Genomic DNA, 26294 nt, shown 5'->3' on the forward strand with positions numbered 1-26294 from the left:
ATACTCCTCCTTATTTCTTCTTATACAGTGATTTGATTCTCGGGTCTACGAAGGCGTATATGATATCTACCGCCAGGTTGACGATGGAGAACATGACCGCCATGAAGATAACCGAGCCGAGAACCATCGGAATATCCTTTGACTTAATGGAATCGACCATCAGTCGTCCCAGTCCCGGCCAGGAGAATACGGTCTCTGTCAGCATGGCGCCGCCAAGCAGTGTACCAAACTGCAGACCGACTGCCGTAACGATGGGAATCAGAGCGTTTTTCAGCATATGACGGAAGGTGATGGTACGCTCGGATACACCCTTTGCTTTCGCCGTATCTATGTAATCCTGATGAATAACCTCCAGCATGGACGAACGGGTCATACGGGTAATGGTTGCCGCACAGCCGGTTCCAAGGGTCAGTGCCGGAAGCACCAGGCTCTTAAGCAGTTCGACTCCACCCTCTCCCATACCCTGAGAAGGCAGCCAGCCAAGATTCAGAGCAAAAACAATAACCACCAGAAGACCAAACCAGAAGTTCGGCATGGAAACACCGATCAGCGAGAGCACCATCGACACATTATCCACAGCGGAATACTGCTTCTTCGCCGAAATGATGCCTGCGGGGATACCGATTATCAGGGCCACCAGAATACCGGCCACCGCCAGTACTGCCGTATTTGGGAAACGCTCCATAACCTGATCCCATACACTTAAGTCATTCTTATAGGATGTTCCCAGGTCTCCCTGTACCATGTTGACAACGTATCTGCCGTAACGGACAACCAGCGGGTCATTGAGTCCCAGCTCTTCTCTCTTCATCTCCAGGGCTTCCGCAGATGCCTGATCTCCGAGAATCATTGCAGCCGGATCACCCGGTGACAAATTCAGGATGAAAAATACGATGAATGTAACACCCAGGAGCACTGGGATCATCATCAGTAGTCTCTTCAAGATATATTTGTACATCTTTTGTTCCTCCTCTTGTAAATTTTGTAAATTCTTGTGAAAATGTTCCAATGGCAAAACACATATGTCCTGCCCTGGAAAACATTTTTCTAAAAAAAAATGGCACATTCACCCTATCTGCGCCATTGCTTTAAATCATTATAGTAACATATCCGGATTTTGTCAATCTTTTTATGTAATTATTTTCATTTTAATTGTATTGTCAACAATCCCGTTTACACCTTGGCATATTTGTGCTATAATGCGGTTACTAGAAATACACATTTTGAACAAATTGCATAGGAGGCATTTATGAGAGAAATTGGCGGATATTTTCCTTACATTGAAGAACCAGACAACAAAAATCACTATCTTGATGGGCTCTGTCCGCCGGAAGGCGATCTGCGTTTCCTGATGTCCGGACGCTGTGCCAACTATCTGGCACTGGAGGATTTCAAAAAACAACAGCCCCATCCGGTAGCGTATGTCCCCCTTTATACCTGCGAAACTGTCATTGACCCCTTCGTCAAGGCAGGCTATGAGCTTATTTTCTATGATTTCACCAAAGATATGATACCGATTTTCGATGAATCGGTGCTGGATAAGATTCATCTGATATCCATCTGCGGTTATTACGGCTTCTCCGGCTATGACCGGGAATTTCTGAAGAAATGTGAGGAGCGCGGCATCTGTATCCTCGAGGACACTACCCACTCCATTTTCTCCGCGGACGGTATTTACGAGGGATGCACCTACGTTGTGGGAAGCATGCGCAAGTGGCTGGGCGTTTCCTGCGGCGGCTTTGCCATCAAGAAAACCGGCAGCTTCACTCCGTTGATTCTTCCTCCCCACGAGGTCCATCTGAACATGCGCCGTCAGGGCCTGGCGGTAAAGACCGATGCCTTCCGTCATCCGGACACCGTGGCTGCCTCCGTATCCGAGGACGCCTCCAGACTTCTCTGGGATGCCGAGCTGCTTCTGCGTAAGGTTTACGATATCTACGGCTCCGATTCCGAATCAGTGGACATTATCGAATATTATGATTTTGACGCTCTCAAAAGGCAGCGCCGGGAGAACTATCGCTATATGCTGGAGCACTGTCCGAAATCCGATGCCTACACCATTGTATTCCCTTACCTGGACGATGCCACCGTACCAAGCCACTTCACCCTCTACGCCGCAGACCGCGGAAAATTTAAGGAATACCTGAGCCAAAACGGCATCCACGCCACCTCCTACTGGCCGGTGGGTCCCTATATCAATCTGGAAGGACATACGGACTGTGCCTATATTTATGACCATGTGATCTCCATCCCCTGCGACCAGAGATATACCGCCGAGGACATGGCATATATCTGCCGGGTGCTTAAGGACTTTTAACACCGCAGGATATTGATCTTCCGCATTTAACTCAAAAAGGACACCGCCGCTTTTTTTAAGTGGCCGTGTCCTTTTTTTAAAGTGTCTCCTTCAGAAGTCTCCTTCTCGATTCGATTTTATATATCCGCTCTCCGGTCTGTACATAGTGATTTCTCAGGCACAGTACCGCGCCCTCCAAATCAATGCCGCAGAGCTTCTCCAGCAGAAACTTATGAGACTCATAATTATCCCTGCGCCGGTAATTGCCGAAGATTTCCTCCGCCGTCTCTCCCTCACGCAGCTCAAAGGTATCATTGACCTTCAAAAACATGGCGCCATTTAACGGGCTTAAGCTCTCCCACATCCGTACCAGACGCTTCATATTCCCCGCGCTGACGATTTCTCTGTGAAACAGCTCATCCATCTGCACCATATACAGAAGATTCTTATCCTTCTGGGCGCGCTCCATCCCCTCCAGATAGCTTCTCATGGTTAAAAGGCTGGTATCCGGCAACCTTCCCCCCGCCTGGCGAAGAGCCATGATTTCCAGATTGCCCCGCAGAAAGAATATCTCATAGGCATCCTCCATAGACAGATTCGTCACGCGGCAACCCTTATTGGATTCGTAGGTCACCAGACCCTCAAATTCCAGAATTTTCAATGCCTCCCGCACCGGTCCCCTGCTGACCTCCATACATTTTGCAACATCACTCTCAATAATCCTGCTGTCTGCCTGTAGCTCGCCGTTTATGATTTTTGTCCGCAGCATATCTGCAACCTTCTCCGACAGTATCTTTTTTTCGCCATTTTTCATATATTTATCTCCTGTCCTTGTAATGAGGACTAATGTCCTCCGTATATTACAACCTTTTTGTTGTTCTGTCAATGTTTCCTTTTGAAAATGCAAAAAATAAAATTCCTGCTTCCTTTCAATTAATTGATCATAACATAAATAACTTTTCATCAGAAGAACACCTGCCAGGGCTCCTTGTGTTTTTTTTAATATTCGTATTGCTATTTACTTTCTTTTTCTTGTGATCCATAAAAATGTGCTGGTAAAAATAATCCCCTTCACAATTGATGTTGAAGAAAGTGCCCACCAGATTCCGTTCAGCCCCATAATACCTCCCAGAAGGATTGCCAGTGGAATTCTTGCACTGGTAAACGCAATACTGATAATACTGCAGAGTCTGGTCCTGCCAAGTCCGGATAAAGCACCTACTGTCGTCAGCTCTACACACATAAATGCTTCACTGAAACCAATGATAACCAGATATCCCATTGCAGTTGCAATTGCTTTCGGTTCGTGGAAAAAGATTTCCACAATTGGTTTTGGAAAACATATAAATATAACAGAAATCAATACTCCCCATATTCCCACAGTCCATAATGATGCCTTATAGCCTTTTCTGACACGGTCATTTTTGCCTGCACCATAGTTCTGTGCAATAAAAGCATTTAATGCTGCCCCATATCCGTTGATTAGGTGGTCAGACCCCGATAGTTTGTACTTTTTTATAAATTTTATATCTTCTTTATTTCCACAGGCATTGTGATCTTCAAACTACAATTTTCTCACAATCCCCATGGACAACATTTGAGTCACCTGATTATCCGCATAATCTTTTGACAATTCATCGGCAATTGCTTTTATCTCATAATATATTTTGTTTGCCTCGCTTATATTATCAAGGCTGTCCATATAAAGCCATTTCTCAAACAATATGAAAGAGTAATACTCCATCAATTCAAGTTTATTTTCCGGGAACTTTCTTATCCACTTTTTGAACAAAGGGATTAATTCTTCATCGATCGGTCTCGGAAAATCAAGCCAAGTAACATAATTCCACGAAACCAGATACGAATAACCAAGCACAACTTTCCCCTCGTTCGGAAAAGCTTCATAAATCTCTTTCAGTTTGTTTTCCGTCGAAAGAAGAATCTCTGATTTGTTAGAATCAAATACGGCAGGAGGATCATAAATAGTGTGTTCATTTGCCTCAAGAATTGCAAGTGCATTCGCCACATCAGCATTATGTGTTTCGTCAAAAATTCGCTCCATATCTTTCAGTAATTTGCGTCTTCTTCCCGGAACTTGGTTCTCTCTATAAATATCATACAAGGCATCCGCTGCCCCTGCTATAGCTTTCAGAATATCTTCATCATTAGCAAACCTCTGCTGAAACTTCATCATCTGTTTCCAACAATTAGCTGCGGAACGATAATCATTTCTACGCAGCCAAAGCAGCATTAACCTAGCATAATTTTCTGTACACCAAGTTGCAATATAACCATTTTCTGCAATTTTATCAGCAATTTGATTATACTTATCCATTAAATTGGCAGTCTGTTGTGTTAATTCTGCATTATGAACACCGATAAAAAATGCATCCCACACCTCTTCTATACATTCACATACCACATCATTGTCCAGTCTATCTGTAATATAATCAGCACTTCTCAATCCGAGTGTATACAATCGATCCAGTTCACCTCTGTCGGTCAATACGATGCCTATATCCTTCCAGACCTCCATTTCATAGGCACAAATAATCTCTGGCGCTTGAGATACACACAGGTTGTCTGCAATTTGCTCAAAATTATTCAAGTTCTTTGCTGCAAGAATAACAAAAATCCATTGTCCGAATCTGTCACGCTCATCCTCTAACGGAGCGAACTCCATTTCCATATATGATTTTTTGTCTGGAAAATCTTCTATTGCGTGCAGCAAGAACATATCAAACTCTGTGACTGTTCCCAATCTTGCGGCTTGAGAAAATCCAATCCACTCATACTTCGGAATATAATAATCCACAAGAAATTCTTTTATAATGTCAGGGTACTCTGGGTCGATTATAGTAAGAAGCTTTGGGCATCCTTTTTCATCAAGTCTTAAATATTTTGGATCATTAGCACGTCTTAGTATTTCTTCCTGAATCTCCTCCAGTGTAGAAACCTCATCCATTTCATAATCATGCGCATATTCCTGATAAACAAACAAATCCGAAAAATCCGTCTGCTTCTTTCCGGGACGTTGACTTGCATTGATATACTGCTGAAGATTTTGTGCCGCCTGTTGATAAATTCCTTGGTCATCATCCAGGCATACTAAAACCGATGCTGAAGCTAATGCAAGCAATTTAACATAATCCATCAGCAAGTTTGAATGATTATCGAGGCACAACAGCCACCTGTCCTCTTCTCTCTTTAAGAAAGCCGCCAACATCTCATCAAGGCTGGTGACACTGATGCATCCATCCTTATAAATCCACAGTTCAGTGTATACAGCTACAAACAGTGGTCTATCACACTCTTCTTTCAACGCAGTCTTAAAATTGCTATATATTTGATCCGCAGTATCCGGCAGTACAGAGGAGTATTTTACTTTTGTGTCATCATCTGCCACATTATTTAAATATGCCTCAAGATACACATTTATAAATTCTAATTCTTCCTCTTCTGAAAGTTCAGAAATGACTAAAGGCGAAAGGGTAGTTTTATTGTTATACGAACACTCCTGAAACCAAAGCCTCGTTTGCATATCCATTTTTCCAACAATTCGGTCATACCAGTTGTTTTCATTATTCTGATATCTTCTGTCAACAAAAAGAAGACGGAGTTTAAATCTACTGTATTCAAAGCGCTCGAACAACGTAGTCACAATAGTAGCACACTTATCTTCATTGCCTAACACATAATCAATTACAATGACCGTATCAGAAAATGGTTTAAATTCTCTGTATCTTTCAACGTCAACATCCGTCTTGGCAAAAAAGCCAAACCAATTATTGGAAAGCTGCTTGAGCCATTGATATACTAACCGACTCTTCCCAATGCCTCCCTTTCCTACTAGCGACCACCACAGCACTTCTTTATCTGCTGAACAAAAATTATTTAACTCAACCAGTTCTTTTTCTCTTCCTACAAATTTGCAGAACTCATTTAAATAATGCAGACGATATGATGCTGTAAATGACTTTCTGGTTTTTACATATGGGTTTACTCTAATAATTCCTGAATCTCTATACCGTGTGCGAATCCGATAATTTGCCATGTCTTCAACGGCATTAGATAAATCACTGTATTCCATTCCATAGCAAACCGGTATCACATTAGGTCCTAAATCTGACAAATCATCTCCTGCTTTATGCAGATAAAAATATGGAATATTTAAGTGAAGCTGCTTCGAAGCAAATGACATAAACTCCTTCAGATTTGGATCATCCACGGTTGTTCCACAGCCAAGTATAACCAATGTGCACGTACTGATAAGGTTCTGGATAAACTGTGCGCCCTGATTCGCCAAGACATCTTCGTACTGTTTTTGATCAGCAACTATATCGTCCATATTTGTGGCAGCATCATAAATACCATGAAGGTGAATTACACTCATTTCTGCCTGCCCGCTCAACATCTGAACTATTTTTCCCGGCATATTATATGTATAATAACCCAGACCGGTAACTTCCTCCAGAAGCTTATCATAGTTCGTTGTCGCAAAATAATCCCCGCAGCGCACAAATAAAGCAAGGGCATTCGCCAACTTTTTATTCTGTACTCTGAGACTGCCAATTGTAGAGTCCATATAAGCCGTATAGTTTCCATTTTTTCTCAATGCTTCTATCAAAAAGCTTGCTGCGTCAATCAGTTCGGATGCACTATAAGAACCGAATCTTCTATCCAATTCCTCCGCTTCGACATCAGAAAGATAAGCTTTGCCTTCCTTAAGCCAACCAACCCACCCTTTTGCATGATCACCAAGTGAAACAGACAAACCTGCACCACAAAGGAATGTAATAGGTCTCCCTTGAGAAAGAGCACTTTCAAATTTGGGATAATCCGATATTTTCATAAACTATTCTGCGAGTTTCGTTTGCACACATATGCAATGCGCAGTAATACCTCGCGACCTCCCTTCTCACAATATTTATGTACAGAACTTATTTTATCGAAGTCTGACTCCTTTTATGTCAAGGCTGTTGACTTGGATGACTACCGCACAGCTTGTGCGGTGAATAAATCATTTTTAACTTTATACTTTTTTAAGAAAGTTTATAGGATTTTGGGTTACCCTGTCATCGTAAAGAACAATCTATTCTATCATTTCAACATGAACATTCTTAATCGTTTCATTTTTGGTATCGTAATCGTCAACATCTCTCTTTGTGAACTTCCAGAAATTTTACAACTAAATCCAGCCTATATCCATTCATCGGCATTCCGAATCAAGTCAATGATTTCATCCAATGAACGCTCGCTTTCCACGTATGCATCATACAACGCCTGTTTTGCCCTCTCGATTTTCCGTTCCGGATGTCGTTCATCCAGCAGTGTGGAAAGCTCCTCAGCAAGAACACTGTATTCCTTATGCTTTTTAATTACTTTTTCCTGAAGTCTTTCTATTTTTCTGTCCAGAGCTTCTATATGTTTCCTTTCTTCCTGCTCCTGTTTTTCCATGTCATTCTTCCTCTCTACTGTCGGTATCCGTTTTTCCTTGTATAAAACTGAGGATCTCCTCATAACTTTTTTCGCTTCCTGCAATAGCTTTTAAAATTTCTTCATTCAAAATCGCTTTTTTCTTTTTATGCAGGTCTTCCAGTTCCGCTGTCAGGCGGTCATACTGTTCACGGTTCCGGCTGATTGCCTTCTCTGTTTTTGCTATTTTCTGTTCAAGTGTTTCCCTGTTCATGTTTCTTGCCATCACTGTACTCCCTTCAAGATTTTGCTGATATTTTCTGCACGGTATTTCACATGATTCCAATCCATGCCAAAAGCACTTAAGATCACTTTCTGTGTTTTGGTTACTGCATGATCAAGCCGGTACACCTTATCCAGTTGGCGTGTCATCTCGATCTTTTCCAGTTCCCTGATTGCTGCCGGAACTGTAAGATAATTCGGTTTTTTTGCCAGTTCTTTTGCCTTCTCCTTTAAAGCTGTATATATCCTGCACCGGATGATCAGTGCAAGAAAACCAATGAATATCTTATTTGATGCCGCCTCTTCTGATGCCACTCTCAGACAATGGTTTCCAAGATAAAATTTATCTGCCCAGAATACTTTTTCCGATACATCCCTGCTCTTGTAAAGGTTTATCGCATCCTTTGCATCCATCTTTTCGGATGAGATGATAGCAATAGTTAGATGGTCAGACCCTCAGTACATAACACATAATTTTCTGATTCCATACACATCTTCTCCATCACTATAAAAGTGCTTTTATCTTCTCTTCATACCGTCTCCGATAATAGTCCATCGCCCTATACTCAATAACATCCTTCATCTGCTCTGCCAGCACTGGCTCCTTCACAATCTCTTCCATTTCATTCCTCAATGCCAACGCCGCGCCATCCTTTTTCACAAAGAATTCTTCCCCAGATTTTAACAGAAAGTGTACCGGCATTTTCATTATCTTTTGGATATGGTTCTTATCCGAAATCTTGCGATATTCTTCATATGTAATCTCTTTCTCCAAATCCTTCCAGTTTATTCCTGTAGAGAAGAAGTCTTTCCAGCTTGCCAGAAGTTCCGCCTCTGACACCTCCATTCTCACATTCCCATGGTTATAAAAAGCCATCAGTACCGGCATTTTATACACCTTGCTCATGTTGGTGTTTTCCAGCAGATTTATAAAGTCTTTTCCGATTCCCTGGCTGAATCTTTTCTGCTCATCTGTGAGTTCATCCAATTCTTCCAGGTAATTCAGATACTTTTTAAACGGATTCTCATTCGAATGTGTGACCGCCATCTGATAAACATCATCATCCATATAAGTAAACAAATCCATTCTGGTTGGTTGTTTGCCAAGCAATTCTTTGATCCGGAAATACTCGTTTCTGATCTGTTCTTTGATTGTCAGCTGTTTCTTATCCATTTCCGCAAACAGATCAATCAATCTCATATCAAAATCAACGATGCATTCATCTGGATAGTCCGTTTTGTCTGCCGGATAATATGTTTCTTTTCCTGTTTTATTTTTCCCTGTCAGCAAATACCTGACTCTTCCCGCTTTTTCATAATTGCCGATAAAGTCCAGAACATTGAGATATTCTTTTCCCTTATTTCTGCGCAATCCTCTTCCAAGCTGCTGTAGAAATACAACCGGGGATTCTGTCGGACGCAGGAACATTACCATATCGACTGATGGAATATCTACGCCTTCGTTGAACATATCCACTGAAAAGATAACTTTAATTTCTCCGCTTTTCAGTTTCGCAATCGCTTCTGCTCTGTCCATAGAAAACTCGCCATCTGCGTTGCTATAAACTGCTGCCGACGGAATTCCTCTTTTACCGAATTCTTTTGCCATTTCTTCTGCATGTTTTCTGGAACAGCAGAATCCTAATGCCTGACTGGAACCATATTTGCAGTAATATTTGTAAATCAACTCATGCCTGTAAGCATTCCCGATATAAGTTCTGTTCAGTTCTTCTTCCGCATATTTTCCCTTAACTATATGTAGCTTTGTGTAGTCAGTCTCATCATAAATTCCATAGTAATGAAACGGAACCAGCATTCCCTTATTGATTCCGTCTTTCAGTGAAATCTCATACGGCACATTATAATCGCAGATTTCATATATATTTTTGCCGTCCATTCTCTCAGGCGTTGCCGTCAGTCCAAGGAGAAACTGCGGTCTGAAATATTCTACAATTCTTCGATATTGGTCATTGACTGCATGATGAAATTCATCAATCACCACGTAATCGAAGTAATCCGGAACGAAATATTTTTCATTTAAATATTCCGGTTTCCCAAGGCTTGCTACCGAGGCAAATATAAGCGGTTTATCTGTACATTTCTCTTCTCCCATAAAAAATCCATAGTCTTTGGAATTTCTTACGTTCTGAAAAGAAACTGCTGCCTGTTTCAGAATCTCTTCCCTATGTGCAACAAACAACACTTTCTCATATTTTTTTGAATCAAAGGCAGCCAAAAATGTTTTCCCGATGCCCGTTGCAGCCTGAATGAGTGCTTTCTGTGCTCCTTCTGCTCTTGTATCCTCCAACGCGCACAATGCCTCGATCTGTGCTCCTCTTGGTTCATATAAAGATTTTATTTTCGTATCATTTGTTTCCGACTCTGTAAAGTCATATCTGTCAAGGTCTTTTGCCACCGCCGGACGATGCCAGTTCTGGGAGTAACGTTTTAATTCTTTGTCATCAATGATAATGGAATGATTCACAAATAAATCTTCAAATGTACGAAAGAACTCTTTGTAGTTTTCCGGGTCTTTCTGACTGCTGAACCGATAATTCCATTCTATTCCTGAGGTCAGCGCACTTCTGGAAATATTGGAAGAGCCGATGTAAAGTTCACTGTAATCTGTATAATGGAAAATGTAAGACTTTGGATGAAAAGAACGTCCTTTTTCACAATAAAATCTAAGATCAACTCTATCACCAAGTTTTCTTTTGATCAGATATAGTGCTGATGGCTGTGTAATTCCAAGGTAGTTTCCTGTCAGGATTCGGATTTTGGCTCCACGTTTCAAAGTATGTTCCAGTTCTTTCAGCAGCATTCTCACTCCGGATTCCATAAGAAAAGAAACAATGATATCAACGCTTTCCGCTTTTTTCATACTCCGGATCAGCTGATAATATAGCTGTCTTCTTTTATCCGGTCCGCCGGTCATTGCATCTGTGGAATATTCGTTTTCATACCCGATGTTTACTTTTTCTGCAGAAGTAAATTCAGCCATTTTTCCTCACCTCTTCCCGGTCGGACATCTCCTGTAATCCAATGTTCTTCTATTTTAAGGCCATGCATGTCATGTATGAAATCTTTAAATGTATCTGTTGTAAAATCGGTAAAATATCTTCCGTTTCGTTCACCTTCAAATTCTCCGTATTTGAAAGAGGTATAAATCCATCCTTCCAATTTCAATGCTGCATACATATTTTTCAAAACTTCACGCAGTTGTTTTTTGGGCAAATGGAGAATAGATGCACAAGCCCATATGCCATCATATTTTTCTTTTTCATCCAATTCTTGAAACAGTATCTGCCTAACTTTGATTCCTGTATATTCACTTGCAATCCGGCATAATTGTTCTGAACCGTCAATTGCATCTATTTGATATCCACGACTCAGAAAATACTTTGTATCTCTACCTGCACCGCAGCCAAAGTCGAGAATATACGCATCTGGGTTAAGTTTCTCCAGAAATTTATCTTGCACTTCTGTAAACTTTACCGAAACAGTCCCAGAGGCAAAAGACTGCGCATTTTCGTTGTAATATTTTAATGTTTTATCTATATCTGCCATATATTCACTCACCAAATGCCATCCGGCACTGATTTCACTCCTGTTTTATCTGCAAAATACCTGTTTTGTTTCTTATGCCTTAATTTTTCTGATAAATCTAACTTCTTTGTGACATATTATACAATTTTTCGACATAAACAGCAACAATTTTCGTCAGACATTTTTTGTTATATTCACTTATCTATAATGCGCAAAAACTGTTGCATATTTCTTTTTTGACATCTTTTCTCTTTCAACAACTTCCATATAAAAAAGAAAGCCAGACTGCACATAGGTTTCTTCCCCTACATACAGTCTGGTTCTCTGATTCCATCATTCATTTCTGGTAATAAGTCAATAAAGCAGACATTCAATTACTCTTCCGCATCCATCTCCGCCTTAATCTCATCCTCGCAGTCTGCCATTGCCTGTAATGTCATAGTCAGCAGCTTCTGTAATTCCCAGCCGAGCTGGTCAGCGCCGCGTTCAATAACTTCTCTGGAGCATCCTGCTGCGAAGCCTTTGCTCTTATATTTCTTCTTGAGGGATTTGAGTTCCATGTCTTTTGTGCTTTTGGATGGTCTCATAAGTGCTGCTGCCCAGATAAGTCCTGTAAGTTCGTCATATCTGAATTGTCAGGCGGATAAAATCATCTGCTTTACTGCTTGTTTATAACTGAATAACTGCTCTGCAGTTTATCTGTCAATCTGAATCTGGCATACTTCCATTGCTTTCAATGCATTCTCATGACTTTCCGGTGTTACGCCTGCGCAGCATTTAGCGTCTACAATAATCGGAACTTCCGGGAGTGATGCTTTAACCAGAAGTGCATTGGAAATAACACAGATGTCTGTGCATAAACCTACGAATGTGATACTTTCGATTTCATTATCCTCATTCATTGCCACCAGTTCTCCTGCAAGATCTGTGGAACCAAAGGTTTCTTTGTCAATGGGTTCTGTTTTTCTGAGTGCATCTAATTCGCTTCTGATCTGCCATCCTTCGGTGTCACGGATACAGTGCGGTACAGGAAGCTTCTTTCCTTCCTGGGTGTCGAGATAGTAAGTTTCATGAGTGTCTCTGGTAAAAAGAACAACTCCATCAAAGTTTTCGATTTTCTCTTTTACACCAGGTACAATGGCAACTGCCTCTTTTGTTCCAAGAGCTCCGTCGATGAAATCATTCTGCATGTCTACGACTACTAATACTTTCTGCATATTTCCTTCCCTTTCGTTCTTTCTGCACATTTTTTCAGATAATCCCATAAAATCTCTGGAAACGTGTGCTGTTATTATTTGTTATTACTATACAACGACAAAGTGTTTTTGTACAGGCAAAAGTGCCCTTTTACTATAGCAATTCCATAAAATATCAATCCTCTATTTTTCAGTATATTTTTCAAATCTGTACTTCTGTTTAATGTCCGGATATTTGTCTCTGTCTACTTCACTCATGAACATATCATAGGGTCTGGCGCAGATTTTGAAAGGTGCGTAGAGCGCCTGGTAAATCATCAGTTTTTCACCATTTTCTGTGTGATGGGCTACTGCCAGGACTTTATAGAGATATTCGGAAGTATCCGGAGATACCCATTCTCTTTTGAAATGCTGCACAATGTCGCCTGCATGGATATCGTGTTCCGGTGGTTCCGATGTGTTTTCATTTTCTGCGCTGTCAGGTTCTTCTGGTTCTGTGTTGAGTTCCATATATTCTTCTTTATCAAGGGAAACCGGGATTCCGGAGCGACCATTGATGTGGACGCCGCCATACCAGGTGCCTGTGACCTCGCAAATATCACCTACTTCGTATTCCATGCTACAGTCATTATTTTTCTTTATGATTCTGATCTTTACCATTTTTTATTTTTCCTTTTATCTCTTATAATAAATACATTCACATTTTTTATTTCCAGTTCTTCCATATCTCCGGCTGATATCCCACTGTCGCCTGCTTTCCAGAGAATTGTTGTTCCTGTTCATTTTAAATTTCCATCTATTTCACAGTTTTTTCAAATTCTCACCACATATTTCTCACATTTCCTGGTTATATTATTACTTGTACAGAGCAAAGAGTAATTGCAAATAAAACTTTTTCTTTTTCATACTTTTGCCGGGAATCCATAAGATTCCCGGCCTCCTTCTTTTATTCCGCTATTTTTTATCCCATTAAATTTTCTTTTTGATATGGTTATAGATATTCAGTCCTTTTGTCTGTCCGTATTTGGAAATGATAGATCTGTAAATCTGCTGTTTTCTGTTTTTGTCTTCTGCGTTTTTTTCCACAGTTGTTGAAACATAATTTACCACTTCCTTTGGCATGCCTGCCTTGTCGAGAACCAATACCAGTTCCTGCTGTAATTTCTTTGTTCCGGCATTCATGTCAATTATCTTTTGTTTTGGCTTTTTTGTATTCTGATTCTCTGATTGTTTGGCAGACTGCTTTTCAGGTTGTTCATTCAACTGTTTTTCTGTTTTTTGACCGGATTGTTCGATCATCTGTCCGTCTTTTTCTTTGACGGTCTGTTTTTTTACCTGTTTCCTTGTATGCACCTGTTTTCCGGAAATCTTCTCGTTTCTGGAGACTTTCACATCTTTTTCTGTTTTCCAGAACTCTATAATATGGTCAAAGCCTGTATCTTTGCTGATTACAACAATTTTGCATTCTTCATCCTGACCTGTGCATTCTTTTCCTATCAGATATCCCAGATAAGATCCCAGATGCATATCTGCTGACTGATTTCCTGTCGGTACTTTATGTGTGACCAGCTTTGCTTCTCCGTGATCATTGATAATATCAAGATCTATTTTTCTGCTGTTATCTGTATAAAAAAGATGGATAATATCTGTTTCCCTTAATTTACCACATCCTTTAAAGCCTTCACTTCCTACATTTTCATAATCAATTAAATAATAAGTTTTGATAATCTTCACCCTTTCCTTATTTTTCTCTGCTGCACAATGCTCTGTCATTTTTCAGACAAATAATTCTTTCTTATTTTAACATGCATCTTTTATCAGCACAACCACATAGTGGCAGCTCTCCTGATTAGTATTTCCTGGTTGTCTTTCCTGCCTGTTCCAGTCAGACAGAATATTATCATATCTACGAATAGTATTCCCATATTGCCACCATAATAAATTTACATACCTTTTGTGAAAAATGACGGTTTTTTCATCAAATTTGAGTTGATAAATCTTTAACAAATTTCAAAAAAACGCAAAAATCCTGTTGATTTTAAGCGTTAAATATGTATAATAGTAAAAGAGAAGCGATACCCATTCGCTTTTATGGTAAGGTATCTTAAGCCTGTTTAAACAGGCGCTTTCATTAACGAAGAAAAGAGGTTAAACGTAAGATGGCAAAAATCGATTTAAGCAAGTATGGTATTACCGGAACTACAGAAATTGTCTACAACCCTTCTTATGAAGTATTATTTGAAGAAGAAACCAAACCGGAACTGGAAGGCTTTGAAAAAGGTCAGGTCAGCGAACTTGGTGCAGTTAACGTTATGACAGGTATCTACACAGGACGTTCTCCTAAAGATAAATATATCGTTATGGATGAGAACTCCAAAGATACAGTATGGTGGACAACTGACGAATACAAAAACGATAACCATCCTGCAACTCAGGAAGCATGGAATGCAGTAAAAGAAATCGCTAAAAAAGAGCTCTCCAACAAGAGACTTTTCGTAGTAGATGCATTCTGCGGTGCTAACAAAGATACTCGTATGGCTATCCGTTTCATCGTTGAAGTTGCTTGGCAGGCACATTTCGTAACAAATATGTTCATCCAGCCAACAGCTGAAGAACTTGAAAACTTCGAGCCAGATTTCGTTGTATACAACGCTTCCAAAGCTAAAGTTGAAAACTATAAAGAATTAGGCCTTAACTCTGAAACAGCTGTAATGTTCAACATCACAACTAAAGAGCAGGTTATCGTAAACACATGGTACGGCGGAGAAATGAAGAAAGGTATGTTCTCTATGATGAACTACTTCCTTCCACTGAAAGGCATGGCTTCCATGCACTGCTCTGCAAACACAGATATGAATGGCGAAAACACAGCTATCTTCTTCGGTCTTTCCGGAACAGGTAAAACAACTCTTTCCACAGACCCGAAACGTCTCCTGATCGGTGATGACGAGCATGGCTGGGATGACAACGGCGTATTCAACTTCGAAGGCGGATGCTACGCTAAAGTTATCAACCTTGACAAAGAATCTGAGCCGGACATCTACAATGCAATCAAACGTAACGCTCTTCTTGAGAACGTAACACTTGATGCTGAAGGCAAGATTGATTTCGCAGATAAGAGTGTAACAGAGAATACTCGTGTATCTTATCCGATCAACCACATTAAAAACATCGTTCGCCCGATTTCTTCTGCACCGGCAGCTAAGAACGTAATCTTCCTGTCCGCAGATGCTTTCGGAGTACTTCCTCCAGTATCTATCCTGACAGAAGCTCAGACTCAGTACTATTTCCTGTCTGGATTCACAGCTAAACTTGCTGGTACAGAGCGTGGAATCACAGAGCCTACACCTACATTCTCTGCTTGCTTCGGACAGGCATTCCTTGAACTGCATCCGACAAAATACGCAGAAGAACTTGTTAAGAAAATGGAAAAGAGCGGAGCAAAAGCTTACCTGGTTAACACAGGATGGAACGGAACAGGAAAACGTATCTCCATCAAAGATACTCGTGGTATCATCGATGCAATCCTTAACGGAGATATCCTTAACGTTCCTACTAAGAAGATCCCATTCTTCGATTTCGAAGTTCCTACAGAGCTTAACGGCGTAGACACAGGTATCCTTGATCCTCGTGACACATATGCTGACGCTTCTGAATGGGAAGTAAAAGCGAAAGATCTTGCCGGAAGATTCATCAAGAACTTTGCTAAATACGAAGGAAACGCTGCTGGTAAAGCACTTGTTGCAGCTGGTCCTCAGTTATAATTTAAATTGTCCAGATGATTATGAAAGGGATGCGAATCATTCGCATCCCTTTTGTTTTTTACTTTTTCACGGATTTTCTTCTCTTCTTCTTCTCTTCATAAAGAGCCTTATCTGCATCCTTAAATGACTCGGAGATTATCAGATCGCCACCGCAACGGATCACATGATATCCTACTGACAGTTCCACATAATATGGCTTTTCTGATTTCATATTAAATGCAAGATTTTCCTCCTGGATCCGTTCTCTGAGCTTCTGCCCATCCTGCGCATTTCCAGGAAACATTGCGCAGAATTCGTCTCCACCTATTCTTCCGGTGATACTCTGTTTTCCTGCTGCTGATTTCAACACCTCCGCACATCGCCTGATGGCAAAATCCCCTTCTATATGTCCAAAGCAGTCATTAATCTCTTTCAGGTGATCCAGATCTGCAAAAAGAATTACAACCTCTTTCCCCTCGTACTCCCGGTTCATCTGTACCGCTTTTTCCATAAACCCTCTTCTGTTCAGACATCCGGTCAGGGCGTCTGATTCAGAAAGGAAATTCAAAACTTCATTCTTCTCCTCAATCTCTCTGACAAGGGTCTCCAGCTTCTGCTGCATCTTTTTCTGCTCTCTGGACATCTGATACATACGAAGCATATTTCCGATCTGTCTGCTGATCAGATAAAACAATGACAGATTTGCAGGATCAATTTCTGTCACCAGAATCCCATATTGCATTTCTCCTGAAAAAAGGCAAAGAACGGTTGCAACATAATTACTGCCATCCTTCTTGTTACATTCAATCTTTCTATCAGCGGAAACCCCACTGAAAACTTCCGGACGTTCTCCCTCTTTATAAGCTATGACCTCACCGCCAATCTGACGCGCAACCAAATACATTTTCTCCGGACATTTCCATTCCTCATTCCTATAATGGGCTACAGGTTCCTCAAAAATATAAAGATAGGAAGCCTTGGCATTTAATGCATTTAATTTTACAAGTGCCCGCCTGTACATTTCCCGCTCATCATTCATATGAGATAACATATCCTTGGAAATCAACGGTACAAACCAGCTCTCCTGCTGAAAGGTACTGAAACGTTCTTTCTCTTTTTTGATACTATATGCCATAATTTTATCATTCAGCAGTCTTTTCCGCAAAAGCAGATTCCTGATATTTTCCCTGTCTGGTTTTTCTTTGTTTAATTCTATTCGAATACATTCATCAACAAACTGATCCAGAGTTTTCATCAAAGAATGTCTGCTGATCAGATTTCCTGTTTTGCTGAGAAATAAACTTTGCAGCCCTCTCTTTAGATTGTCTTCGCTCTCTGCAATTCTGAAATCTACTTTTAAAATAGTTCTCAGACGCTTCTGCACTTCATTTTTTAATACCTGGTTTGAATTTTCTGAAAGGATCTCCTTCATTATATCATTCAGGCATCTCTCTGTAATATCTGACCATTGTATTTTTTCTTCAGAAATCAAAACTTTTTTATGAAATTTTTTTCGTGCAGAGCATCCACAGGATTCACGGATCTTCACTTCTGCCGGAATTACGATAGAGTGATTTTTTCCACCTTTACACAATTCTAAGGCACCAAGTACTGCCATATCCCCCATGTTAAACGCATTCTGTAATACAGTCGTCAGTGGAGGATTCATTGTTTTTGCAAGTTCCCAGTCATCAAAACCGGTAATGGCAATATCTTTTCCTACAACCAAGCCTCTTTTTCCACATTCCCTGTATGCAGTCTCTGCCATCACATCATTTGCACAGATCATTGCGTCCATGTCCGGATAGGCATCCAAAAGTTGATTGACCTGCCTATGTACACAGGATGAATAATCTCCATAGGCAATCCGCTCCGGTCCGAAAGGAATCCCATATTTTTTCATCACATCATAGACTGCCTGTCTGCGTTCTCTGGCATCTGTATTTCCATGGGGACCTGCAAGATAGGTGAAATTGCTAAAACCATGATCCCTGATCAGATGTTCTGCAATTGTGTACATTCCATTGTAATTATCAGCAATAATAGAAGTGGATTCTCCAGTCTGGTCTCTTTCTTCAAGAAGAACCCTTGGCTTATCTTTGTATTTTTTCAAAAATACACTGCTCTCATTTTCATCCAGAAAAATACAGAGTGATCCATAGGCAATGATCAGTGCATCTATATCTGCAAATGCCTGATAATCATATACAACATTAAACTGATAATCGAAGTCATCCTCTATATCTTCTCCAAAATAAGATTTATAATAATAACTGCTGTGAATTCCAAGAAAAAACACAATATTAACATCCATAGATTGAGCTGTATGAAAAATCCCCTGCATCAGATCCATCGTATGCGGCGAATTTGCATTTCCCACCATTACACCAATCGTATATCTTTTTTCCACAAATTGCGCTTCCTTTCCAAAAGCTTAACTTTCGTTTTATTTTACAATAATTTTATGTGTACTTCAATATATTTTGTCTATTTTTTATTCAGTTATCAAACAATCCTCTTTGGCAGAATCATCATATTATTATGTTTTTATTATATAAAAAACAGGATTGTCGTATATATAATCTAACATACTTTTTATACAACAATCCTGCTTCATTCAGTTAAATCTGATACCACTTGATCTCATTCGCCTCCAGATGTAACTGGAAGCTGCTTCCGTCTCCTCTGTAAACAGTAGTATCCTGTGGCTCATAAGTATTATTTACTACGCAATATTTACCATTCTTTACATAAGCATGTACTTCTACATTGTAGTTAGTGGAATACCAGCAGTAAAGTTCTTCCTCAGCAGATGCTGACCAGAGAACTGCTCTATAGAATACACGGCTGTTTTTAAAGCTGTATGGAAGTCCACTGATATAAACGCCTCTTCCTTTTCCGAATTTCTTTACAGCCATCTGTACTTCCTGTTCTTTCTGGATCAGGATTTCTGTCTCCGGCAATGCATAAATATTCTTCTTGCCTTCTCCAAAATCAACCTCTCCCTCTGCATCCTGCAGGATAAAATGGTCTCTGTGTTCTTCCCAGTTATATTTATCAGTGTTTAGATTGAATCCATGCTCCTCTTCCACACCAAGAATATCATCCAGCTGGAAGAATTTGCCCTGCCACTGATGTGCAGCCGGTTCTCCTACACCGATAAATCCTCCGCCGTTGTATACAAATTCCCTGACAGCAGTAATAACTGTTTCATCGATCCAGTTTTCTCCGCCTGTCTGTGCAGTATCTGCATCTCCCACATTAATGATAACATCAAAGTTTTTCAGCAGTTCTCTGTTTTCACGGATGTCATCAAAGCTGATAAATGACACGTCAAAAGGTGCACCGCTTAATGCTTCTATAATTCCGAAATAAGAATAATTCTGCTTATAATAAATAGCATGATGTACCATGTGGTTACCCCAGGAACGCATTTTTCCCCAACAGTTCAGAACTGCCACACGTTTCACACAATAGGGAGTTGTTCCCTGAATATTATCATACAGAGTACGGAATTCCTCACATACTTCTTTGATATATTGTACAAAATCCGGGAATTCAAGAGCAAGTTTCAGATATCCGCCGTAACCTATTCTCTGGATCGGGCTTCTTAAAATTGCTCTTCTTGCTGTTACCCAGTTCACCTTTGCCTCTTTTACAGGATCTCCTCCTTCATGGAAGGTATCCGGGAAGAAATATGGCAGGAATCTTCCTTCTGTATATTTCACATTCTTAATGTCACTGAATAAACGTAAGGTTGCTCCATTTCCAACACTTCCCACTACAGCGTCCAGTCCGATGGATGCAAATTCATCCATAAAAGGTTCCATACCGATCCAGTGGTCTCCCATGAACATCATAGCCTCTTTGCCATATTCATGAACAATATCTACCATTTCTTTGGCAAGCTTCGCTACTTCTCTTCTCTGGAATGCCTGGAAATCTTTAAATTCTTTAGACGGGATCCTGTATGTATTGTTCATATATCCCTGATCTATGATATATTCCGCTCTGAAAGGATAGCCCACTTCTTTCTCAAACTGTTCCAGAATATATGGGCTGACAGATGCAGAATAGCCAAACCAGTCTACATATTTTTCTCTTGCAAGCTCATCAAATATAAGGGTAAACTGATGGAAAAATGTAGTGAAACGCACAACATCCACATATTCATGGGTATCCAGGAATCTGCGCAAACGTTCCAGGGAATGAGCTTTTGTTTTTGGCTGGCGCACATCAAATGTGATCTGTGGCTCTACATCTTTCCAGTCATTTACTACTGCATTATACATGTGTACCGGATCCCACATAATATATGCCAGAAAGCTTACAGTGTATTCATGAAACAGCTTTGCAGATCTGATCACTACATTACCTGTTTCTTCCTCATAACTCCACAGCTCTGTTGACACCGGTTCTCCGGTAGTACGGTCTATAACTTCCCACCATCTGTAGATATCATCTCTTGTATTCACTGCCAGCATATCCGGATATAAATGATCCATCAGGTGGATTTCCAGTTTGTCCTCTGTTGCTGTATGGAAGGATGTCATGATATACATCTGCTGGATTTCCTCAGGATGTGCCTTTGCCCATTCATTATCCTTACGAGTTGTATAATAGGTTGCATATATCTTGGAGCCAGTGTCTTTTAATTCCTTCGGGAATTCTGTTCCGTCACAGTCACGGATCGCATCTGCACCCCACTCATCCAGTATCTCCAGTGTCTGTGGCACTACATCCAGATTGGTTGGTATTGTTACACGGCCTTTTTTCATTGTTTGTCTCCTCTCTCTGTATAAACCTATCTTATTGTTTTATTTATCTGCTCTGATGTTTACTTATTCTCAAGCTCTGAAATCACATTATTCTTCAGTGTTATCTCACCATCGCTCATATTTTTTCGCAGTAAGGGTACTCCTTTTCGGATGTAAAACTGATTCTCTGACACATATGCATCCGGATTTCCGGAAGGACTTAAAATTCCGCCCAGATCATCGTAACTTACATTCTTTCTGAATGTATTATGGATGGCTTCCTCCAGACAGAACATAACACATCCGCCCTCGTTCTGACTGCTGTAATTATATTCATAAACTGTTCCGTCCCCTGAATCTGCATCATATGCCATGCCGTCCTGATTCAGTTTTGTATCCACTGCCTCGTTGAACCGAAACAGAGCATTTTTACATTTCCATGGCCAGATAGCTGCTGCCACTTTCCCCATTCTTTCTTCCGGATAACAGTAAATCCTGTCATTCATTTCTGTCGCACAGGAGTCTGAAATATTGTGTTCAACCAGAGGTCTTAATGCATACATTGGCGTAATCCCATCGCCTCCTGCATTTTTTACATAATTGTTTCTGAGAACAATATTTTCATGTCCGTATTTCAAAAACCACTCTTCCTGAAGCTGGGCACCTGCAAATCTGGCATGCTGATAACTGTATCCCACTGCGATTCCCCATCTGCTTACGTTCCATACACAGCAGTCTTCAACAGTCACTCCATCGTATCTGGCAATACCTGTCTGCTCTTCATTATCCGGCTTAAGAGCTGTCATGTAAATACCGCCATTATTCATATGTTTGTTGTAAACATTTCCATCTACATCGTGGATCATAAGACTCTGCAGAGTAATTTCATGAAGCGTACCACTGTTCTGTGCCACTACAGCCACACCTGTTCTGTCCATTTTATGAGGTGCAGAGTATCTCTCTGCGATCTCCGATCTTGCTTCACCGGAAGGTTTTCCTGCAACAGACTGTCTGTCAATATCATCTTTGTTTGTGATCTCCAGATCATGGATCCAGATATACTCCGCATCATAAAGAAGGACTGCCGAAGAAACATCTCCCCTGTATACATGTGCCGGTGAGTCCAGCCGGATACCATAATCCTGATACCAGATGCCGGTTCCGTTTGCGCAGATATGTGGCAGAGTACCTTCCCCGTAGGCTGCAATCTCTATCAGATTTTCTTTTTCCCCTTTACCTCTGATATGCAGATACTGGTCTTCAAAAACAGATCCCCGTTCCAGTAAAATACGGTCTCCTGGCCCAAGTTCTCTCCCCGTGATCTGCTGCAGGGTTCTGAAAGGAGTCTCCTGTGTCAGGCCGTCATTTTTATCATTTCCCCTAATTGAGCTGACATAATATGTTTTGGATTTCCTTATCATATTCTATCTCCCGTATCCTTTTTCTAATGATCACAGACACTTCTTCATAGGTAAAACTGTCCCCATGATACCGTGTAAACAGGTCTCTGTTTGCTTCATAAAATGCCTGCTTTTCTTCCTCAGAAATCCTCTGATAGGAATAATTCTTCTTTACCTTTTCGCTTTCAGAAACAAAATCCAGGCGAAAACATGTCTGTTCATATCTGACATAAGCTGGCAGTGAAAAGTGCTCCGGTCCGTAAATAATTTCTCCGTTCTGAAGCATCTCTTTTCTTCTCTGATTCTCTTTCTCACATCTGTCAGCCACCCCATCCAGGGTATCATCTTCTGTCAGTCCCAGTTTTTTTGCAAAAATCAGTTCTGCTTTTAACTGTTTCTGCTCTTTCCTGTCCATTATAAATTCATGCATAAATCTAAAATCCTCTTTATTTCACAGCTCCTGTAAGTCCGTTTGAAAAGCTCTTCTGCAGACAGAAGAAAATGATCGCTGTCGGCAAAGTACAGATCAGAACTCCCAGCATCAGCATTCCATAATCAACACTGTAACCACTCTTTAGGTTTGCAACCAGCATTGGCATTGTAATAGACGCATTGTCCTGCAGGATAACCTTTGGCCACAGATAATTATTCCATGCATTCATAAAGGTTACAGTCATTGCTGCACCGTAAGTAGACTTCATGATCGGCACATACATACGGAAAAAGATTGCTATTTCACTCATTCCCTCCAGCCTGCTGGCTTCAATAATGTCTATAGGGAAAGATCTTGATGCCTGCCGGAACAGCATGATCATAAACGGCGTGGAAATTGACGGCAGCACCAGTGCAATCCAGCTGTTTACCAGTCCCACAGTAGAGAACATCTTGAACAGCGGAATCATCAGTGCTACAAATGGGAGCATCATAGACAGAAGGAGAATACTCATCAGCGTATCCTTACCTTTGTCATGATAAATCTCAAATCCATATCCTGCGATAGAGCATACCAGCAGAGAAATAATTGTGATCAATATTGCATTCCTGAAAGAATTAAACATAGCAAGTCCAAGATTCTGATTTGCTACCAGTGTCTTGAAATTCTCCACCAGATATCCGCCCGGAATCAGTCTTCCTCTTACAATATCAATACTCTTATTGGTTGCACCGGAAAGCATATAATACAGCGGAAATACTGACAGTAAGCTGGCAATAATTAAGATCGTGTAGGATATGAAATGTTTTATTTTTCTAGTCACGGCTGTCACCTACTTTCATCTGGATTGCAGACAGGATTGCCACTGATACAAGGATAAATACAGACAACGCTGCTGCATAATTAAACTTCGGAGTCTCCACAAAGGAGATGTTAAATATGTAATGTGCAAGAGTCATAGTTGACTTACCAGGACCTCCTGCTGTCAGGTTTACAGACTCATCAAACAACTGCAGAGTACCTGATGTGGACATGATCGCAGTGAGAAGAATCGTCGGTTTCAGCAATGGGATGGTAATCTTAAAGAACTGTTGGAATGCAGTTGCCCCGTCAATTCGGCTGGCTTCATAGATGGACTGATCAATATTCTGAAGTCCTGCCAGATAAAATACCATATTGTACCCGGTCCATCTCCACACAAGTGCGATAATGATCACAAAACGTGCTGCCCACGCATTCTGGAACCAGTCTACAGCACCAATTCCTGTCTTTGTAAGAATCATGTTTACAAATCCATCCGGTGCAAACAGTGATTTAAAAATCATAGAATAAGATACCAGAGATGTGGCACAGGGAAGGAAAATCATAGTTCTGAATAACCCCTTAAACCGAAGAGTGGCATCATTCAGAAGCTGCGCCAGAATCAGTGCCAGGATCAGCATAACCGGTACCTGAATAATAAAGTAGAATACTGTATTAAATAAACATTGTTTAAAGGTTCTGTCTTTTAAAATTCTGCTGTAATTAGCAATTCCTGCCCAGGTCTGTGCTGCTCCCATTCCTTTTTTAAAGGAGAGCAGGATTGCCTGGAACATTGGATAAAAGCAGAATACAAAGATCAGCAATGATGCCGGGATCAGAAATGCCCACCCTATCAGGTTGTGTTTTTTCTGAAGGCTCATTTTCTTTTTTGCATTTGATGTACTTGTCATTAATATCCTCCTGAAAACAGGGCTGCCGCAAAATCACTTCTGTATTTTGCGACAGCCCAGGTTACTTACTGTCAGTCAGGCAGATGATCTACAATCTGCCACACTGCCTGATTTGGTTATTTATCCTTCAATATTGAACTCTACAGTATCCTGTGCTGTCTGAAGTTCATCTGCCACATCTGCACCGTTCTGTACAACATTTGTGATTACGTCTGTCAGCGCACTTCTGACATCAGAGTAATATGCGCCACAGTCAAATGCAGGAACTTTGCTTGCAAAGTCTACGATGTCTGCATAAACTTTCTGTCCGCCATAGAAATCAGATGCTTCCTGATATACGTCAGATTCAGCTGCCGGAAGGTAACTTGCGATAGCACCGGCATTTACAAGAAGATCATCATAAAGCTCTACACTTCCGCCGAATGTGGATTTAATAAAATCATAAGCAAGTTCCGGATTCTTGCAGTTAGAAGATACTGCCCAGCTTGCTCCACCACAGTTAGCATAGTTTGTAGCTCCATCTACATCGTCTAATGCAGGCATATTTACAACTGCCCATTTACCAGCCTGATCTTCTGCAGCCTGTACAGATGACATGATCCAGCATCCGTTGATCACACCTGCTGCATCACCATTGTTCATAGAAGCAATGTACTGATCCCAGTCAGTGTACTCTGTCATATATCCTTCATTTACAAGCTGTGCATAAACTTCTACAGCCTGTTTCAGAACTTCATTGTCAGCAATCTTTACTTCGCCGTCTACGATCGGGGAAGCACCTGCAGACTGAAGCATTTCCAGTACAAGCTCTGAACCGCCGGAAGTTGTCAGCATCGGTGTACCTGTTTTATCTTTTACAGTTTTTGCAAGTTCCATAAATTTGGACCATGTAATATCTTTGAAATCATCTGTTGTTAATCCAGCTTCTTCTACGATATCAGAACGGATTGCCATGATTGTTGCACCATTATCAAAAGGTACACCATAATTCTTTCCGTCTACTGTAGAGTCTGCAAGTTTACCTGCTGAGAACTGTGTGAAATCAATTCCTGACTCTGTCAGCTCTGTAAATACATCCGGGAAGCTTGTAACATCTTTATGATAGGAATAATCCTGCATTAAGAAGATATCAGGAAGTGTGCTGTAATCTCCGGATGTTGCAGCTGTAATCAGCTTTGTCTCAATATCGTTGTACACGTTTTCCTGGATGTCCAGTTTGAAATCAGGATGATCTTCCTGATAGATTTTCTCTGCCTGCTGCATTGCATAAATATTAAAGTTCGGATCCCAGCACCATACAGTTAATGTCTGGTCCTCATCAGCTGCTGCTGCCGGAACTGCTCCAACCATAGATCCTAACATTGCAGTTGCCAGTAAAATACTTAAAAATCCTTTTTTCTTCATATTACTCTTTTCCTCCTTAAACTTTTGTTTGAAAATTTTCTTTCGTCCTTATCTGTTTATAGAATACGTCCTTTCCAAAACATTTTCAATTCTCTTTTTGCTTTGTTTTT

The 26294-nt window shown here is 40.7% G+C and carries 20 protein-coding genes and 2 pseudogenes; 2 read left to right on the forward strand and 20 right to left on the reverse strand.

Going from position 1 to position 26294, the window contains the following annotated elements; all coding sequences use genetic code 11:
- Positions 1-10: 10 nt before the first annotated feature.
- A complete protein-coding gene (nikB, locus tag H8Z82_RS05520) occupies positions 11-958 on the reverse strand; it encodes a nickel ABC transporter permease (protein WP_186994517.1) in 948 nt (315 codons plus the stop codon).
- Positions 959-1249: 291 nt separating this feature from the next.
- On the opposite strand from nikB, the gene H8Z82_RS05525 reads away from it, so the two are divergent.
- On the forward strand, positions 1250-2317 hold the full coding sequence (locus tag H8Z82_RS05525; RefSeq protein WP_186994518.1) for a PLP-dependent aminotransferase family protein: 1068 nt from the start codon (positions 1250-1252) through the stop codon (positions 2315-2317).
- A 76-nt stretch (positions 2318-2393) separates the two neighbouring features.
- On the opposite strand, the gene H8Z82_RS05530 is transcribed toward H8Z82_RS05525, so the two are convergent.
- The 12 genes and pseudogenes from H8Z82_RS05530 to H8Z82_RS05585 form a co-directional block, all read right to left on the reverse strand.
- The gene (locus H8Z82_RS05530) at positions 2394-3110 is read right to left on the reverse strand and encodes a GntR family transcriptional regulator (RefSeq protein WP_186994519.1); all 717 of its coding nucleotides are present in this window, start codon (positions 3108-3110) and stop codon (positions 2394-2396) included.
- A 204-nt stretch (positions 3111-3314) separates the two neighbouring features.
- Positions 3315-3824 carry an MATE family efflux transporter gene (locus H8Z82_RS05535; protein WP_330607868.1) on the reverse strand — a complete coding sequence of 170 codons (510 nt, stop codon included), beginning with the start codon at positions 3822-3824 and terminating at the stop codon, positions 3315-3317.
- A 36-nt stretch (positions 3825-3860) separates the two neighbouring features.
- Positions 3861-7148 carry an SIR2 family protein gene (locus tag H8Z82_RS05540; RefSeq protein ID WP_186994520.1) on the reverse strand — a complete coding sequence of 1096 codons (3288 nt, stop codon included), beginning with the start codon at positions 7146-7148 and terminating at the stop codon, positions 3861-3863.
- Positions 7149-7495: 347 nt separating this feature from the next.
- Entirely contained in the window at positions 7496-7753 is a 258-nt protein-coding gene (locus tag H8Z82_RS05545) for a hypothetical protein (RefSeq protein WP_186994521.1), read from the reverse strand.
- A gap of 1 nt (position 7754) precedes the next feature.
- Complete coding sequence (locus tag H8Z82_RS05550; protein ID WP_186994522.1) at positions 7755-7997, reverse strand: hypothetical protein; 243 nt, start codon at positions 7995-7997, stop codon at positions 7755-7757.
- Positions 7997-8425: pseudogene (locus H8Z82_RS05555) on the reverse strand (IS1634 family transposase); the annotation flags it as partial. The pseudogene H8Z82_RS05555 and the gene H8Z82_RS05550, both read right to left, overlap by 1 nt.
- A gap of 73 nt (positions 8426-8498) precedes the next feature.
- A complete protein-coding gene (locus H8Z82_RS05560; protein WP_186994524.1) occupies positions 8499-10994 on the reverse strand; it encodes a DEAD/DEAH box helicase family protein in 2496 nt (831 codons plus the stop codon).
- The gene (locus H8Z82_RS05565) at positions 10964-11560 is read right to left on the reverse strand and encodes a class I SAM-dependent methyltransferase (protein ID WP_186994525.1); all 597 of its coding nucleotides are present in this window, start codon (positions 11558-11560) and stop codon (positions 10964-10966) included. Before H8Z82_RS05565 ends, H8Z82_RS05560 begins: the two co-directional genes overlap by 31 nt.
- Positions 11561-11913: 353 nt before the next feature.
- Positions 11914-12171: pseudogene (locus H8Z82_RS05570) on the reverse strand (hydrolase); the annotation flags it as partial.
- Between the two features lie 63 nt (positions 12172-12234).
- Entirely contained in the window at positions 12235-12756 is a 522-nt protein-coding gene (locus H8Z82_RS05575; protein WP_186994526.1) for a cysteine hydrolase family protein, read from the reverse strand.
- 162 nt (positions 12757-12918) lie between these two features.
- The gene (locus tag H8Z82_RS05580; protein ID WP_019162273.1) at positions 12919-13395 is read right to left on the reverse strand and encodes a DUF1653 domain-containing protein; all 477 of its coding nucleotides are present in this window, start codon (positions 13393-13395) and stop codon (positions 12919-12921) included.
- Between the two features lie 309 nt (positions 13396-13704).
- Entirely contained in the window at positions 13705-14508 is an 804-nt protein-coding gene (locus H8Z82_RS05585; protein WP_207724627.1) for a PIN domain-containing protein, read from the reverse strand.
- 386 nt (positions 14509-14894) lie between these two features.
- Between H8Z82_RS05585 and pckA the strand changes: the two genes are divergently transcribed.
- On the forward strand, positions 14895-16499 hold the full coding sequence (pckA, locus tag H8Z82_RS05590; RefSeq protein ID WP_186994528.1) for a phosphoenolpyruvate carboxykinase (ATP): 1605 nt from the start codon (positions 14895-14897) through the stop codon (positions 16497-16499).
- A 58-nt stretch (positions 16500-16557) separates the two neighbouring features.
- Here the strand turns inward: pckA and H8Z82_RS05595 are convergent, their stop codons facing one another.
- From H8Z82_RS05595 to H8Z82_RS05625, 7 genes are all read right to left on the reverse strand, one after another.
- Positions 16558-18888, reverse strand: a complete 2331-nt coding sequence (locus tag H8Z82_RS05595) for a diguanylate cyclase (RefSeq protein ID WP_186994529.1) — start codon at positions 18886-18888, stop codon at positions 16558-16560.
- 211 nt (positions 18889-19099) lie between these two features.
- A complete protein-coding gene (gene gnpA / locus H8Z82_RS05600) occupies positions 19100-21256 on the reverse strand; it encodes a 1,3-beta-galactosyl-N-acetylhexosamine phosphorylase (protein ID WP_019162278.1) in 2157 nt (718 codons plus the stop codon).
- A 59-nt stretch (positions 21257-21315) separates the two neighbouring features.
- Entirely contained in the window at positions 21316-22656 is a 1341-nt protein-coding gene (locus tag H8Z82_RS05605; protein WP_186994530.1) for a polyhydroxyalkanoate depolymerase, read from the reverse strand.
- Positions 22616-23065 carry a hypothetical protein gene (locus H8Z82_RS05610; RefSeq protein WP_186994531.1) on the reverse strand — a complete coding sequence of 150 codons (450 nt, stop codon included), beginning with the start codon at positions 23063-23065 and terminating at the stop codon, positions 22616-22618. Before H8Z82_RS05610 ends, H8Z82_RS05605 begins: the two co-directional genes overlap by 41 nt.
- A 16-nt stretch (positions 23066-23081) precedes the next feature.
- The gene (locus H8Z82_RS05615) at positions 23082-23810 is read right to left on the reverse strand and encodes a carbohydrate ABC transporter permease (protein ID WP_243176404.1); all 729 of its coding nucleotides are present in this window, start codon (positions 23808-23810) and stop codon (positions 23082-23084) included.
- A gap of 73 nt (positions 23811-23883) precedes the next feature.
- The gene (locus H8Z82_RS05620; protein ID WP_186994533.1) at positions 23884-24780 is read right to left on the reverse strand and encodes a carbohydrate ABC transporter permease; all 897 of its coding nucleotides are present in this window, start codon (positions 24778-24780) and stop codon (positions 23884-23886) included.
- A 120-nt stretch (positions 24781-24900) separates the two neighbouring features.
- Positions 24901-26184 carry an ABC transporter substrate-binding protein gene (locus H8Z82_RS05625; protein WP_186994534.1) on the reverse strand — a complete coding sequence of 428 codons (1284 nt, stop codon included), beginning with the start codon at positions 26182-26184 and terminating at the stop codon, positions 24901-24903.
- Positions 26185-26294: the final 110 nt, after the last annotated feature.

Origin of the sequence: Blautia difficilis (genome assembly GCF_014297245.1) — a bacterium.
In the GTDB taxonomy this organism is placed as follows: Bacteria; Bacillota; Clostridia; order Lachnospirales; family Lachnospiraceae; genus Blautia_A; species Blautia_A difficilis.